This is a genomic window from Promicromonospora sp. NPDC090134, from assembly GCF_044746965.1.
Lineage (GTDB): Bacteria > Actinomycetota > Actinomycetes > Actinomycetales > Cellulomonadaceae > Promicromonospora.
Genome location: NZ_JBIVCZ010000005.1, coordinates 297,736 through 311,704, shown reverse-complemented (window position 1 = coordinate 311,704; position 13,969 = coordinate 297,736). Strand labels below are relative to the sequence as shown.

The 13,969-nt window shown below is 71.8% G+C and carries 14 protein-coding genes and 1 tRNA gene; 6 read left to right on the top strand and 9 right to left on the bottom strand.

Annotated features, from left to right (window positions below):
• Positions 1–51: 51 nt before the first annotated feature.
• The 6 genes from pth to ACIPN7_RS16100 form a co-directional block, all read right to left on the bottom strand.
• Positions 52–657, bottom strand: a complete 606-nt coding sequence (pth, locus tag ACIPN7_RS16125) for an aminoacyl-tRNA hydrolase (protein ID WP_400544010.1) — start codon at positions 655–657, stop codon at positions 52–54.
• Between the two features lie 204 nt (positions 658–861).
• Positions 862–1,473, bottom strand: a complete 612-nt coding sequence (locus ACIPN7_RS16120) for a 50S ribosomal protein L25/general stress protein Ctc (protein ID WP_400544007.1) — start codon at positions 1,471–1,473, stop codon at positions 862–864.
• Positions 1,474–1,693: 220 nt separating this feature from the next.
• Positions 1,694–2,899, bottom strand: a complete 1,206-nt coding sequence (locus ACIPN7_RS16115) for a GtrA family protein (RefSeq protein WP_400544004.1) — start codon at positions 2,897–2,899, stop codon at positions 1,694–1,696.
• 78 nt (positions 2,900–2,977) lie between these two features.
• Complete coding sequence (locus ACIPN7_RS16110; RefSeq protein WP_400544001.1) at positions 2,978–3,961, bottom strand: ribose-phosphate diphosphokinase; 984 nt, start codon at positions 3,959–3,961, stop codon at positions 2,978–2,980.
• Positions 3,961–5,523: a bifunctional UDP-N-acetylglucosamine diphosphorylase/glucosamine-1-phosphate N-acetyltransferase GlmU gene (glmU, locus tag ACIPN7_RS16105; RefSeq protein WP_400544401.1), complete on the bottom strand. Its 1,563-nt coding sequence runs from the start codon at positions 5,521–5,523 to the stop codon at positions 3,961–3,963. The genes ACIPN7_RS16110 and glmU overlap by 1 nt, the downstream gene beginning before the upstream one ends.
• 94 nt (positions 5,524–5,617) lie before the next feature.
• Positions 5,618–5,692 (bottom strand) — tRNA-Gln (locus ACIPN7_RS16100).
• A 222-nt stretch (positions 5,693–5,914) separates the two neighbouring features.
• On the opposite strand from ACIPN7_RS16100, the gene ACIPN7_RS16095 reads away from it, so the two are divergent.
• The 3 genes from ACIPN7_RS16095 to ACIPN7_RS16085 all read left to right on the top strand — a co-directional run bounded on the left by ACIPN7_RS16095 (position 5,915) and on the right by ACIPN7_RS16085 (position 8,346).
• Positions 5,915–6,517: a TetR/AcrR family transcriptional regulator gene (locus ACIPN7_RS16095; RefSeq protein WP_285105724.1), complete on the top strand. Its 603-nt coding sequence runs from the start codon at positions 5,915–5,917 to the stop codon at positions 6,515–6,517.
• A gap of 697 nt (positions 6,518–7,214) precedes the next feature.
• Entirely contained in the window at positions 7,215–7,523 is a 309-nt protein-coding gene (locus ACIPN7_RS16090) for a hypothetical protein (RefSeq protein ID WP_400543997.1), read from the top strand.
• Positions 7,524–7,671: 148 nt separating this feature from the next.
• A complete protein-coding gene (locus ACIPN7_RS16085; protein WP_400543994.1) occupies positions 7,672–8,346 on the top strand; it encodes a class I SAM-dependent DNA methyltransferase in 675 nt (224 codons plus the stop codon).
• A gap of 24 nt (positions 8,347–8,370) precedes the next feature.
• Here the strand turns inward: ACIPN7_RS16085 and ACIPN7_RS16080 are convergent, their stop codons facing one another.
• Positions 8,371–9,414: a maleylacetate reductase gene (locus ACIPN7_RS16080; RefSeq protein ID WP_400543991.1), complete on the bottom strand. Its 1,044-nt coding sequence runs from the start codon at positions 9,412–9,414 to the stop codon at positions 8,371–8,373.
• A 101-nt stretch (positions 9,415–9,515) separates the two neighbouring features.
• Between ACIPN7_RS16080 and ACIPN7_RS16075 the strand changes: the two genes are divergently transcribed.
• Entirely contained in the window at positions 9,516–10,019 is a 504-nt protein-coding gene (locus tag ACIPN7_RS16075; protein WP_400543988.1) for a MarR family winged helix-turn-helix transcriptional regulator, read from the top strand.
• Between the two features lie 28 nt (positions 10,020–10,047).
• On the opposite strand, the gene ACIPN7_RS16070 is transcribed toward ACIPN7_RS16075, so the two are convergent.
• Positions 10,048–10,464, bottom strand: coding sequence for a hypothetical protein (locus tag ACIPN7_RS16070; protein WP_397398325.1), 417 nt, complete (start codon positions 10,462–10,464; stop codon positions 10,048–10,050).
• A gap of 158 nt (positions 10,465–10,622) precedes the next feature.
• Between ACIPN7_RS16070 and ACIPN7_RS16065 the strand changes: the two genes are divergently transcribed.
• Together ACIPN7_RS16065 and lat are read left to right on the top strand one after the other, a co-directional pair.
• Positions 10,623–11,837, top strand: coding sequence for a CynX/NimT family MFS transporter (locus tag ACIPN7_RS16065; RefSeq protein WP_400543985.1), 1,215 nt, complete (start codon positions 10,623–10,625; stop codon positions 11,835–11,837).
• 56 nt (positions 11,838–11,893) lie between these two features.
• Positions 11,894–13,201: an L-lysine 6-transaminase gene (gene lat / locus ACIPN7_RS16060; protein WP_400543982.1), complete on the top strand. Its 1,308-nt coding sequence runs from the start codon at positions 11,894–11,896 to the stop codon at positions 13,199–13,201.
• Between the two features lie 84 nt (positions 13,202–13,285).
• On the opposite strand, the gene ACIPN7_RS16055 is transcribed toward lat, so the two are convergent.
• Positions 13,286–13,969 (bottom strand): hypothetical protein, encoded by a 684-nt coding sequence (locus ACIPN7_RS16055; protein ID WP_400543979.1) that lies wholly within the window; start codon positions 13,967–13,969, stop codon positions 13,286–13,288.

The following is a 13,969-nucleotide window of genomic DNA, read 5'->3' as shown; positions in this document are numbered from 1 at the left end:
GCGACCTGGGGATCCGGCACATGGAGCGAGACGTACGGCGGAGCGGCCGCCTCAGGCCTTGGCCACGTGGTACTTGCCCTGGGCCGCGAGCAGCCCCTCGGTGAGCAGCAACTCGACGGCGTCGGCGGCGTCGTCGACCAGGATCGGCAGGTCCTTCTTCTCGGTGCCGCTGAAGTCGCGCAGCACGTAGTCCGCCGTGTCCATCCGGCCGGGCGGGCGGCCGACGCCGACGCGCACCCGGTGGTACTCCTTGGTGCCGAGCGCCTTCGTGGTGTCGCGCAGGCCGTTGTGGCCGCCCTCGCCACCGCCGACCTTGAGCTTGATGGTGTCGAACGGGATGTCCACCTCGTCGTGCACCATGACCACGTGGTCGGGCTCGACGTCGTAGTACTTCGCAAGGGCGCTGACCGGGCCGCCCGAGGTGTTCATGTACGTGGTCGGCTTCGCCAGGATCACGCGGGGACCGGGAGCCCCGCCGGGCAGCACCCCCAGCCGGGCCTCCGCGACGACGGCCTGGGCCCGGGCGTGCTTCGAGAAGCGTGCGCCGGTGCGCTCGGCCAGCAGGTCCAGCACCATCTGCCCCACGTTGTGCCGGTTGCCGGCGTACTTGGGGCCGGGGTTGCCGAGCCCGACGACGAGCCAGGGCCGGTCGCTCATGTCATGTCCCTTCACGACGGCGTTCACGGGGGCGGACTGCCGCACCATGCCGGGGACGGCACGGCGGAGACAGGTCGGGCCGAGGTGGAACCCGCGCCGCGCACGATCCTCTCGTGCGCGCGTCAGGACGTTCCACCTCGGCCCGTCGTGCCTGGACCCGGTACGTCCGGCTCAGGCCGGGACGCTGCGGGTCGCTGGAGGGGCTCAGCCCTCCGCGGGCGCCTCGGCGGCCGACCCGGCGGACTCCGCCGACTCCTCGGCCTCGTCCGGGCTGGCCTCGCCGCGCGGCTCGGTGATGAGCACGACGACCGCATTCGGGTCGGTGAGCAGCGTCGAGCCGGCCGGCAGGGCGACCTCGCCGGCGTGGACCTGCGCGCCGGACTCGAGGCCCTCGATGGAGACCTCGACCGACTCGGGCAGGTGCGTGGCCTCGGCCTCGACCGACAGGGTCTGCTCCTCGACCAGGTGGATGGTGCCCGGGGCCGACTCGCCCACGATGTTCACCGAGATGTCAACGGTGATCTTCTCGCCGGCGCGCACGACCTGCAGGTCGATGTGCTCGATGACGTTGCGGACCGGGTCGCGCTGGATGTCCTTGGCGACGGCCAGCTGGCCCTTGCCGTCCAGCTCGATGGAGAGCAGCACGTTGGTCTGGCGCAGCGCCAGCATCGACTCGTGGCCCGGCAGGGTCACGTGCACCGGGTCGGTGCCGTGGCCGTACAGGACAGCGGGGATCTTGTTGTCGCGGCGGATGCGGCGGGCCGCACCCTTGCCGAACTCGGTGCGGGGCTCAGCGGCGAGCTTGATCTCGGCCATGGGAACTCACTCCTGGAAGATATGTGTGCAACTCGAAGATGGCGGCTGCGTCGGCGCGGGACACGTGACGGGCGCGGAGCGGGCACGCGGGGCGAGGTGCTGGAGGGGTACTCCGCCCGGGGCCGCCGACGGCCGCCCAGTCGATCACGGACGCCGGCCGAGTGCTTGCGGGATCAGCTCCCGCCGCGGCCGTCAGGCGTCCCTCGCCGAGGCAACCTGACTACTGTACCCGCTCGTCGGCACGATCCGCACCGAGGGGCGGTGTGACGCCGATCGCCGGCTGCGTGCGCCGGGGCTTGTAGACCACCTGGACGTGGAACACGAACCGCAGCAGGAACGCGACGACGAGCGTCACCGCCTGCACCAGCACGGGCCACATGCCCGTGTGCTCGACCAGCCACCACAGCACGGGCAGCCGGATCGCCGCCTCCGTGCCGTTGAACGCGAACGAGTGCGCGAACCGAGACCAGACGCCGCGACCCTCGTCGCGCAGGTCGCGGAACACGAAGCGTTCCTGCAGCAGGAAGTTGATCAGGATCGTCACGACGGCGGAGATCACCGCCGCCTGCACGTAGTGCACGCTCAGCGCGGTGAGCAGCCACAGGATGAGGATGTTGAGCACGGCCCCGAAGCCGCCGATGATCGCGAACCGCGACATCCGCCCGAACCGCAGGGCCGCGAGCTGCTCCAGGTAGCGCAGGCCCGTCCTGAAGGTCGCCTTGGAGTGCCCCGCGTACCGCTCGCCGAACACGAACGGCTCCTCGCCCACGGCCAGGGAGTTGCGCGCCAGCAGCTCGAGCAGGATCTTGAAGCCCCGCGGGTGCAAGGCGTCGAGGTCCAGACGCTCCACGCGGGCGGCGAAGAAGCCGGTGAGCGGGTCGGTCACGTTCCGCAGCCGGACCGGGAACATGGAGCGCGCCAGCAGGGCCGACGCGATCGAGACGCCGTGCCGCCACCAGCCGTCCAGGCCCCCGGCGTCGCCGTCGCCCGTGTACCGGGACGCCACCACGAGGTCGAGGCCCGACTCCCGCCCGCGCGTGACGAGGGCGGGCACGAGCTCCGGCGGGTGCTGCAGGTCGCCGTCCATCACCACGGCCCACTCGGTGTCCACCGTGCGCAGCCCGGCCACGACGGCGCCGCTGAGCCCGCCCTGGGGTGTGTCGCGGTGCAGCAGCCGCACCGGGACGGGCGCGGTGGCCGCCACCTCGCGGATCCGGTCGGGGGTGTCGTCGGTCGAGTCGTCGACGAAGAGGATCTCGGCCAGCTCCGGTGCCCCCACCGGAGCGGGGCCGCCCTCGGGTCCGCTCGGGACGCCGGAGCGGCGACCGTCGTCGGGCAGCACCCCGAAGGCGGCGCAGAGCCGCTCCGTGAGCGCGGCGACGTTGGGTCCCTCGTTGAACGTCGGGACCACGACGGTGACGGTCACTGACCCTCCCAGATCGATGTCAAGACACGGTCCACCGTTGGCCGGGTCTGAGTCAAGTGTCCCGCTCGGCGCTCCGGATCAGGAGTTGCCGTCGAACAGCGAGGTCACGGACCCGTCGGAGTGGACCTCGTTGATCGCAGAGGCCAGCAGCGGCGCGATCGAGAGCACCTTGAGGGTGTCGAACCGGCGGTCCTCCTCGATCGGCAGCGTATCGGTGACCACGACCTCGCGCGCCCCGCACTCGGTGAGCCGCTGCTTGGCCGGACCGGACAGCACGCCGTGCGTCGCCGCGACGGTCACGGACTTGGCGCCCGCCGCCATGATCACCTTGACGGCCTCGGCGATGGTGCCGCCGGTGTCGATCAGGTCGTCCACCAGCACGCAGTCCCGGCCCTGGACGTCGCCCACCACGCGGTTGGCGACGGACTGGTTGGGCCGCGTGACGTCGCGCGTCTTGTGCACGAACGCCAGCGGGCCGCCGCCCAGCTTGGAGGCCCAGATCTCGGCGACGCGGATGCGGCCGGCGTCGGGCGACACGACGGTGACGTTCTCGACGTCGACGCGGGTGCGCACGTAGTCGACCAGGATCGGCATGGCCCACAGGTGGTCCACGGGCCCGTCGAAGAAGCCCTGGATCTGCGCGGTGTGCAGGTCGACGCTCATCAGGCGGTCCGCGCCCGCCGTCTTGAACAGGTCCGCGATGAGACGGGCCGAGATCGGCTCGCGGCCGCGGCTCTTCTTGTCCTGCCGGGCGTAGCCGAAGAACGGCGCGACCACGGTGACGGAGTGCGCCGAGGCGCGCTTGGCCGCGTCGACCATGAGCAGCTGCTCCATGATCCACTGGTTGACCGGCATGGTGTGCGACTGGAGCAGGAACAGGTCCATGCCGCGCACGGAGTCGCTGAAGCGGACGTAGGTCTCGCTGTTCGCGAAGTCGTACGCGGACACGCCCAGGAGGTCGATGCCCAGCTCCTTCGCGACGTTCTTCGCCAGCTCAGGATGCGCTCGGCCCGCCGCCAGGACGAGCGGGTGGCGGTTGGGTCCGGGAACGGTGCTGGACATCAGTGCGACTTTCCTTCCTCGTCGGCCCCCGGGACGGGGGCCTGGTCGGCCGGTACGGCCTGCGGGGCCGTGGGAGCCCCGGCTGCATTCTGTTGGGCAAGCTGTCGCTGTGCCTGGTCACCGAGGCCGGACGGCGCGCTGGCCGACGCCGCGGCGTCCGCCGCGGCCGTGCCCGGCCGGCGACGGCCGACCCAGCCCTCGATGTTGCGCTGCTGCCCGGCGGTGACCCCGAGCGCGCCCGCGGGCACGTCCCGGCGGATCACGGAGCCGGCAGCCGTGTACGCGCCGTCACCCACGGTCACGGGTGCGACGAACATGTTGTCCGCGCCGGTGCGCGCGTGCGAGCCGATCACCGTGCGGTGCTTGTGCACGCCGTCGTAGTTGACGGTCACCGACGCGGCGCCGATGTTGGTGTGCTCGCCGATCGAGGCGTCACCGACATAGGAGAGGTGCGGCACCTTGCTGCCCTCGCCGATCTCGGCGTTCTTGGTCTCGACGAAGGTGCCGATCTTGCCCTTGCGACCCAGCTTCGTGCCGGGGCGCAGGTAGGCGAACGGGCCGACGGAGGCGCCCTCGCCGATGACGGCGAGCGACCCGTGCGTGCGGACCACCGTGGCGTCCGCGCCCACCTCGACGTCGGTCAGCGTGGTGTCCGGGCCGATCGTCGCGCCCGTGGCGACCACGGTGGCGCCCTTGAGCTGCGTGTTCGGCAGGAGCGTGACGTCGGGGGCGAGCTCGACGTCGACGTCGATCCACGTGGTGGCCGGGTCCTGGACCGTCACGCCCGCGCGCTGCCACTCCTCGACGACACGGCGGTTCATCTCGCGGGCGAGGACGGAGAGCGCAACACGGTCGTTGACGCCCTCGACCAGCATCGGGTCGTCGGCGAGCAGCGCGCGCACGTGCAGGCCCTCGGAGCGGGCGAACGCGACGACGTCGGTCAGGTAGACCTCGCCCTGCGCGTTCTTGCTGTCCAGCCCGTTCAGCCCGCGGCGCAGGGTGGCGGCGTCGAACACGTACACCGACGAGTTGATCTCCAGGATCCCGAGCTGGTCCGCGCTCGCGTCCTTGTGCTCGACGATCTCGAGCACGTCCCCCGTGTCCTTCTCGCGGACGATCCGGCCGTAGCCGGTCGCGTCCGCGACCTCGGTGGTGAGGATGGTGACGGCGTTGCCGTCCGCGTGGTGCGCGGCGAGGAGCTGGCCGAGCGTGGCGCCGTCGAGCAGCGGGACGTCGCCCGCCACGACGACGACCGGCCCCTCGATGCCCTCACCCACGACCTCGCCGTCGGCCAGGCCCGCCGCGGCGGACGCCGCCTGGGCCTTGGAGTCGAGCGCCGCCAGCGCGCACTGCACGGCGCGGCCGGTGCCCGGGATGTCGTCCTGGTCCACGAGGATCGCGCCGGGGTCGAGCTGCCCGACGGCCTCGGCGACCAGGTCGCGCTCGTGCCGGACCACCACGGCGACCTGCGCGGGCTCGAGCTCGCGAGCCGCAGCCAGCGCGTGCCCCACCATCGGCTTGCCGCCGAGGGGGTGCAGGATCTTCGGCAGCGCTGACTTCATGCGGGTGCCCTGGCCGGCGGCAAGAACGATGACTGCTGCCGGCTGAGGTGTCTCGGTCACGAGTGCTCCGATCGGTGGGTTCGTCAGATCCGGATGGCTCCGCCCCCAGGATTCGAACCTGGACTAAAGGCACCAAAAACCTCTGTGCTGCCGATTACACCAAGGCGGACCGGGCGCGCGGGAGGCTCCGTCGTGACCCGAGGCGGGCGTGTGCCACCGTCGCACGTCCGTGAACAGTCTGCCAGGTCCCGGGGCATGCCCCATGCCGGACCGGTCGAGTCGTCAGCCACATCCGCGCCGCGGGCCGGCCCGGCCGGGACACGCCCCGAACGGCCGCTCGGGCACAATGAACCCCATGGCCGCCGAAAACCGACGTACCCATCGACCTCGCATGACGGCCAGCCAGCGGCGTGAGCAGCTGCTCACGGTCAGCCGCGGCCTGTTCGCCCAGAAGGGCTTCGAGGGCACCAGCGTGGAGGAGATCGCGGCCCGGGCCGAGGTGTCCAAGCCCGTGGTCTACGAGCACTTCGGCGGCAAGGAGGGCATCTACGCCGTGGTCGTGGACCGCGAGGTGCAGGCCCTGACCCACGCCCTGACCGGGGCGCTCGGCTCCGGCGGCCACCCGAAGGTGCTGCTGGAGCGGACGGCGCTCGCCCTCCTCGACTACATCGAGTCGTCCGAGGACGGTTTCCGGATCCTCGTGCGCGACTCCCCCGTGGCGCAGGCGACGGGGACCTTCTCCAGCCTGATCGGCGACGTCGCCACCCAGGTCGAGGCGATCCTGGAGCCGCAGTTCCGGGAGAACGGGCTGGACACCAAGGCCGCCCCGCTCTACGCGCAGATGCTGGTCGGGATGATCGCGCTCACGGGCCAGTACTGGCTGGACGCGCGCAGCCCCAGGAAGACCGAGGTGGCGGCGCACCTGGTGAACCTGGCCTGGAACGGCCTGCACAACATGGAGAAGAAGCCGGCTCTGACAAAGATGTCGCGCTGACTCCCGGACCCTCCACACATTGACGGAGCGTCAATACCGGCGGCAAAATGCCGCGGACCACTGAAATGCCCGGACTCGTCAAGTCAGTTTGCGCGGACGCAACAATGTCTGCGTCAGCGCAAAAGAACGAACGCCTCCTGCGTTTTGTACGCAGGAGGCGTTCGCTTTGGCTGGGGATGTTGCTCACGCCGCTATAGCGGCGTATTCCCTGCTCAGAGACCCAGAAGGACGCGGATCTGCGCCAGGGTGATGCCGAGGGAGTCGAGCAGGGTCGAGACGATGTCAACAACAGACATGGTGCTTTTTCCTTCCGGAAAACGGGAATCACAGGATGATCACCTGCGAGCGGAACAGTGTTCGCGTTCCATACATTAAGCACACGACACGGACGCTGCAACGGGAAATGGATATTCGGCTTTAATGCGCACCCGGTTTCACCCTGTGATATTGGGGGTGAAACTGAACCATGGTCCGCCATGAAGCGGACATATTTCTGAACGAGAGTCAGTTGTCCCTGGGCGCCGGTCAGCACCTGCCCGGCCCGCGAGCACTTCGCGGCCGTCGACTCCCAGGCGGCGCACATCTGACCGGGCACCAACTCCGGCCTCGCGGGCGACGCAGCGTTCACTTCAACGGGGCTCGGGACGAGCTTCGCCACGCCGTACTGGACGTCCTGGTCGCGCACGAGGTCACGGCGATGGTCGTGCAGGCCACCGGGCGGCGCGGCCTGCAGCAACGAGAGACGTGCGTCCGGAAGCTTGCCCAGTGCTGCGTGGCGGTGGAAGCCGGCGTGGTCGTCCTGGATCTCGACGAGAGCGTCGTCGGTAAGGACCGCCGTTGGCTGTACGAGGAGCTGCACAAGAGCGAGACCCGCTACGACCATCTGCACCGCCACGAGGAACCATTGCTCTGGGCAGCGGATGCGGTCGCGTGGGCGTGGCAGCGGGTCGGTTCGTGGCGTGACCGGGTGCGCCCGATGGTCGCCCAGCTCCACGAGGTGCCCTGACAGCGCGAAGCCCGGGCCACCCACCTGAAGGGTAGGCTCCCGGGCTCACTTCTCGGGGCTAGTGCCCCTCGCAACAAGAATTCTACCGACATCCCCGTGCTCGGCAAGCACTGACGATTGCCGCCGGTGTCGAACTAGGCTGCGCCGCGTGACGTCCTCCGAGCAGCTCGCGACCGTCCGCGACGACTACGACGACAAGGCCGAGGCCTACACCGCGTTCATCGGCGAGGCGTTCACCGGGCAGCCCCTGAACCACGTCATGCTCCAGGCGTTCGCCGACCTGGTCCGGCAGTCCGGCGGGCAGTCAGCCGGCGGGCAGGTGGCCGACGTCGGCTGCGGCCCCGGGCACGTCACCGCGTTCCTCCGGGACCGGGGCGTCGACGCGTTCGGCGTCGACCTGTCGCCTCGGCTCGTGGAGCATGCCCGCGCGGCCTACCCGGGCGTGCGGTTCGACGTCGGCGACATGGGCGACCTCGGCGCGCTCGGTGTCGCGACGGGCGGCCTGGCCGGGGTGGTGGCGAACTACTCCGTCATCCACACGCCGCCGGACGCGCTCCCGGCGACGCTTGCCGAGCTGAGCCGCTTCCTGGCCCCGGGCGGGTACCTCCTGCTGTCGTTCCAGGCGCTCGACGCCGCGGGCGGCCCGGCCGAACCCTTCGACCACAAGGTGTCGCCCGCCTGGCGGTACTCGCCCGACCATGTCGTCGGCCTGCTCGGCCGGAACGGCGTGGCCGAGGTCGCCCGCCTGGTGATCGCGCCGGGCGAGGACCCGGCGCGGGGGTTCCCGCAGGCGCACCTGCTGGGACGCAGGACGGCCGGCTGAGACGCACGCGGCCGACCACGCTGCTCACCACGCGGCGAGCAGCAGCTCCTCCACCGCGTCGGCGGTGACCTGGCGCGGGTTCGGGTAGGGGTCGGCCGCCACCCGCTCGGCCGCCTCGCGCAGCGCGGTGCGGGGCAGGCCGAGCGCGCCGAGCGTCGTCGGACCGTCGTGCCGGGCCGCGAGCGCCGCCACCGCGGCCGCCGGGTCACCGTTCGCGACGCGCGTCAGGCGCGCGGCCGCGTCCGGGGCGGCGACCAGGTCGAACCGCATCACGTGGGGCAGCAGCAGGGCGTGCAGCTCGGCGTGCGGCAGGCCGTAGGTGCCGCCGAGCACGTGGGCGAGCTGGTGGTGCAGCCCCATCCGCGCCTGCGCCAGGCACGCGCCCGCCAGCCATGCCGCCTCCTGGAGCCGGCCCCGCGCGTCGACGTCGGACAGCCGGTCCAGCACCACGGGGAGCGCGGACAGGATGCCGTCCGCGGCCTCGACCCCGTACGCGCGGGTCGCCGCGCTCGCCCCGGTGTCCCACAGCGCCTCGACCGCGTGGGCCAGCGCGTTGAGGGCGGAGGTCAGCGTGAGCCCGTGGGGCATCGACAGCGTGAGCTCCGGGTCGTAGACGACGGTGCCGGGCGCGAGGGCGGGGTCGCGCCGCGTCGTCTTGACGCCGTTCTCGGTCTCCCCGAGGACGGGCGTCGCCTCCGAACCCGCGTAGGTGGTGGGCACGGCGACCTGCGGCATGCCGGTCCGGATCGCGAGCGCCTTGGCGAGCCCGATCGCCGACCCGCCGCCGATCGCCACGAGCGCGTCGGCGCGCACCTCCCGCGCGACGGCGAGCGCCTCGGCGGTCACCTCGACGGGGGTGTGCTGGGCCGGGCGCCCGAAGGTCGCGGCATACCGCTCCCCCAGGTTCGTCGCCAGGTCCTGCGCCACCTCGGCCGACGAGGGCGCCGCGACCACCAGCACCCGCAGCGCCCCGAGCCGTTCGATCTCGTCCGGCACGAGGGCTCGCGCCCCGGCACCCTGTAGCACTCGTCCGGCGTAGACCTGGTGCACCCTGATGTCTGTTCCCACGATGCCTGAGCCTACGGTCGTCGCGCCGTCGCCCACCACGGTACGCGCGCCACGCGTCCGGTCGAGATTCTTGATATCGAGACATCCGGTAGCCTCTCGCCATGGAGCACACAGGTCCCGCCGACGAGGTCGACCGCATCGTCGCCGCGTGGCACCACGTGCGCCCGGACCTCGAGCTCGAACCCCTCACGGTGTTCAGCCGGGTGTCCCGGCTGGCCCGGCACCTGGACCTCGCCCGCCGCACGGCGTTCGCGCGGCACAGCCTGGAGACCTGGGAGTTCGACGTGCTCTCGGCGCTGCGCCGCGCCGGCGAGCCCTATCGCCTGTCGCCGGGCACGCTCGTCACCCAGACCCTGGTCACGAGCGGCACCATGACCAACCGGATCGACCGGCTGGAGTCACGCGGGTTCGTCAAGCGGCACCGCTCCCCGGACGACCGCCGCGGTGTGCTGGTCGAGCTCACCGACGAGGGGTTGGCGCGGGTCGACGCCGCGATGAGCGACCTCCTCGACATCGAGGCCAAGGTGCTGACCGCCCTGTCCCCCGCGGAGCGCCCGCAGCTCGCGGCCCTGCTCCGCACGGTGACCGCCCAGTTCGACGAGTAGGACCGGCCGGCCCGGCGACCGACGCGGGTCAGCGGTCCCGGCTCACCATGATCTTCTCGCGGCCCACCTGGTCCGGCAGGAAGAAGAGGTCGTCGGCGTCGGCCACGTACAGGGGCAGCTCGCCGAGCTTCGCCGGCATGCCGTCGGCGTCGGTGACCGTCAGCTCGACGTGGTCCGCGGAACTCTTCGAGTTGTACTTCCAGGTGCCCTCGATCTCGGCGGGTACGTCGCTGCCCGCGCCGTCGAGCAGCTCGTCCGGGACGCCGACGGCCGTGAACGTCCGGTCCTCGCCGAGCGCCACGACGGTCCCGGCGCCGTCACCCACCCAGGAGCCGACGAACTCGGGCTCCGTGTAGTCCACCTTGCCGAGATCGAACCCGCATCCCGACAGCATGAGTACGCCGACGAGTGCTCCCACCGCGGGGAAGACCTGCCGCTGGTTCATTCCACACCTCAGTTGTTCCAGTCGTGACCGGTCGCCCAATCTAGCGGGAAAGCCGCAATCCCTCCTGGGGGAACCGGGGTGTCGAGCAGCACATCGTGTGGTGATGCGATGGACGCCCGACGCAACCAACTGCCGCCGTCGCGCACAATGAACGCATCATGAGCAACATCCGCGCGGCGGCGGGCAGCTCCGCGCTGCTCGTCGCGGTACTCGTCTTCGCCCTGAACCTCCGCACCCCCATCACGTCTCTCCCGCCGGTCATGTCCGACGTCGCCGCCGGGCTCGGCCTCGACCAGACCCTGGCGGGCCTCCTCGTGGGCATCCCGGCGCTCTGCTTCAGCGTGGTGGCGCCTGCGGCGTCGACCCTGATCGCGCGGGTCGGGCCGTACGCGGCGGTCACGGTCGCCCTGGTCGGGGTGATCGTGGGCACGCTGATCCGGTCGGCCGGGTCGGGCACCGTGGGTGTGGTGGCGGCCTTCACGGGGACCGTCGTGCTGGGCGCGGCCATCACCGTGGGCAACGTGGTGGTCCCGGTCATCATCGCGCGGGACTTCCCGGCGCGGACGGCGTCGGCCACCGGCCTGTACTCGTCGGTGATGAACCTCGGGTCGGTCTTCGCGACGTCGCTCACCGCGCCCCTCGCCGCCCTGCTCGGGTGGCGGGGCGCCATCGCGTCGTGGGCGATCGTGGCGGTGGTCGCGCTCGTGTGGTGGAAGATCACCACCCGCCACCTCGTCGACCGGCCCGCCGCCACGGCCGCTCCGCACGTGGCGGAGCGGCCCGAGGAGACCTGGGCCGGCGTGCTGCGCCGTCCGATCACCTGGGTGCTCACCGTCGCGTTCGCGGGCCAGTCCTTCTCCTACTTCGCGGTGACGGGGTGGCTGCCGGAGCTGCTGCGCGACCTGCTGGGCGTGTCGGTGACCACCGCGGGCAACGCCGCCGCGCCGTTCCAGGGGCTCGCCATCGTGGGCAGCGTGCTGGTGCCGCTCGCCCTGGCCGCCCGGGTGCCGATGCGCGGCGCCGCGGTGGTGATGGCCCTGCTCTGGGTCTCGCTGCCGGCCGGCCTGCTGCTCGCGCCGCAGTGGTGGCTGCTGTGGGTGAGCCTCGCGGGGATCGCCCAGGGCGGGAACTTCGTGGTGATCTTCACGGTGGTCGCGCAGCGGTGCCGCACCGTCGCCCAGACCCGGCGGACGGTCGCGGCCGTGCAGGCCTTCGGCTACGCCGTGGCGGCGTCCGCGCCCGCGGTGATCGGCGCGGTGCATGCGGCGTCGGGCGGCTGGACCGCGGCGCTCGTGGTGATGCTGGGGTCCACGCTGGCGCTCGGGACGGCCGAGCTGGTCGCGACCCGGCGTCGGGGGCCCGGACGGCCATAACAGGAACTTTTCCATACTCGTTGAAACTTGGCAGGATCATTGCCAATCTTTCCAGCATGACGACACACCTTGAGCCCACCGCAGTGCTCCCCACCCTCCGCGAGCACCTCCTCGTCGACGGGTTCGACCTCGTCCTCGACCTCACCCGGTCGCACGGCTCCACGCTCGTCGACGCGCGGGACGGTCACGAGTGGCTCGACCTGTTCACGTTCTTCGCCTCCTCACCCCTCGGCATGAACCATCCCGCCCTGGCCGACGACCCGGCCTTCCGCGAGGAGCTCGCCAGCGCCGCGATCAACAAGCCGTCCAACTCCGACATCTACACGGTCGAGATGGCGCGGTTCGCCGACACGTTCGCGCGGGTGCTGGGCGACCCGGCCCTGCCGCACCTGTTCTTCATCGACGGCGGGGCGCTGGCCGTCGAGAACGCGCTCAAGGTCGCGTTCGACTGGAAGTCCCGCCACAACGAGGCGAACGGCCGGTCCCCGGAGCTCGGCACCCAGGTGATGCACCTGGAGCACGCGTTCCACGGCCGGTCGGGCTACACGATGTCGCTCACCAACACGGAGCCGGGCAAGGTCGCCCGCTTCCCCAAGTTCGACTGGCCGCGCATCCCGTCCCCGTACCTCGCCGAGGGCAAGGACATGGACGCCGCCGAGGCCGCCGCGCTCGGGGCCGCCCGCGCGGCGTTCGAGGCCAACCCCCACGACATCGCGGCCTTCATCATGGAGCCCGTCCAGGGCGAGGGCGGCGACCACCACTTCCGCCCCTCGTTCCTCCAGGGCATGCAGGCGCTGTGCCAGGAGTTCGACGCGCTGTTCGTCATGGACGAGGTCCAGACCGGCGCCGGGATCACCGGCACCACGTGGGCCTACCAGCAGCTCGGGGTCACGCCCGACATCGTCGCGTTCGGCAAGAAGACGCAGGTCTGCGGCATCATGGCCGGCGGCCGCGTGGACGAGGTGCCGGACAACGTGTTCGCCGTCTCCTCGCGCATCAACTCCACCTGGGGCGGCAACCTCACCGACATGGTGCGCTCCCGCCGGATCCTGGAGACCTACGAGGAGGAGGGTCTGGTCGACCGCGCCCGGACCATGGGCAAGCAGCTCAAGGACGCGCTCACCGAGCTCGCCGCGCGGCACGACGGCGTGACCGACGTGCGCGGCCGCGGCCTCATGTGCGCGCTGACCCTGCCCTCGCGCGAGGTGCGCGACCGGGTGCTGGCCGCGCTCACCGAGCGGAGCGTGCTGCTGCTGGGCTGCGGCGAGCGGTCGGTCCGCTTCCGCCCGGCCCTGACGGTGCCGGCCGAGGCGCTGGAGGCCGGCGTCCAGGCCCTGGACGAGGCGCTCACGGCCGCCCTCTGACAGCTCGGCCGCCCCGTCCCGGGCGGCCCCTCGGACCGACCGGTCAGGCGCCCGGGTGCCCAGAAGACCCGGGCGCCCGGCCGGTCACTCGTCCTCGGCGGCGACGCTGTCCGCGATCCGGATCAGCTCGGCGACCGAGGGCCCCGCGTTGGCCGTCGGCGTGCGGCCGATCGTGGCGAGCAGCAGGTAGGAGCCCACGTCGTCGGTCCACTCGACCCGGACCGGGCCGAACCCGTTGTTGTCCACCCGGGTCACGCGCGCCTCCAGGCCCGACTCCTTCAGGTCCTGCCACTCGACCGTCACGGTGTCGCCGGACAGCTTGCCGGACAGCTCCTCCGACCCCGGGTACGCCACGTAGACGATGGCCGACGCCGGGTGGTACGCCCCGCTGCGGACCTCCTCCTCGGGCCACCCGGCGCCCGGCCGGCCGCGGAACGTCTCCGCGTTCTCGGGGCCGTCCAGCGGGTAGGTGATCCAGGTGCCGAGGTGGTCCTCCGCCGTCGTGCGGCCCATCCCCGCCGAGATCTCGGCGGGGCACTCCGCCACGGCCCGGCGCACGTCGTCGGGGACCCAGTGCGGCTGGCGCAGGTCGGCGGCGCAGGTGTTCGCCGTGAGCTCCGTGGCGTCCGCCGGGACGAGGACGGGCTCGTCCTCGCCCGCGCCGAGCACCATCGTGACCACCACGATGATGATGGCGCCCAGCAGCGTCACGGCCCCGCCGAGCAGCCACTCGGGCCGGATCTTCGGCTCGTCGATGGTGGTGACCAC

What these genes read in the sequence shown, in the direction of transcription:
- ACIPN7_RS16110 (WP_400544001.1), bottom strand. Translation starts at nt 3,961, where the DNA reads ATGTCCAGCACCGTTCCCGGACCCAACCGCCACCCGCTCGTCCTGGCG.
- ACIPN7_RS16075 (WP_400543988.1), top strand. Translation starts at nt 9,516, where the DNA reads ATGGAGCACACAGGTCCCGCCGACGAGGTCGACCGCATCGTCGCCGCG.
- pth (WP_400544010.1), bottom strand. Translation starts at nt 657, where the DNA reads ATGAGCGACCGGCCCTGGCTCGTCGTCGGGCTCGGCAACCCCGGCCCC.
- lat (WP_400543982.1), top strand. Translation starts at nt 11,894, where the DNA reads ATGACGACACACCTTGAGCCCACCGCAGTGCTCCCCACCCTCCGCGAG.
- ACIPN7_RS16090 (WP_400543997.1), top strand. Translation starts at nt 7,215, where the DNA reads ATGGTCGTGCAGGCCACCGGGCGGCGCGGCCTGCAGCAACGAGAGACG.
- ACIPN7_RS16095 (WP_285105724.1), top strand. Translation starts at nt 5,915, where the DNA reads ATGACGGCCAGCCAGCGGCGTGAGCAGCTGCTCACGGTCAGCCGCGGC.
- ACIPN7_RS16070 (WP_397398325.1), bottom strand. Translation starts at nt 10,464, where the DNA reads ATGAACCAGCGGCAGGTCTTCCCCGCGGTGGGAGCACTCGTCGGCGTA.
- ACIPN7_RS16065 (WP_400543985.1), top strand. Translation starts at nt 10,623, where the DNA reads ATGAGCAACATCCGCGCGGCGGCGGGCAGCTCCGCGCTGCTCGTCGCG.
- glmU (WP_400544401.1), bottom strand. Translation starts at nt 5,523, where the DNA reads ATGAAGTCAGCGCTGCCGAAGATCCTGCACCCCCTCGGCGGCAAGCCG.
- ACIPN7_RS16120 (WP_400544007.1), bottom strand. Translation starts at nt 1,473, where the DNA reads ATGGCCGAGATCAAGCTCGCCGCTGAGCCCCGCACCGAGTTCGGCAAG.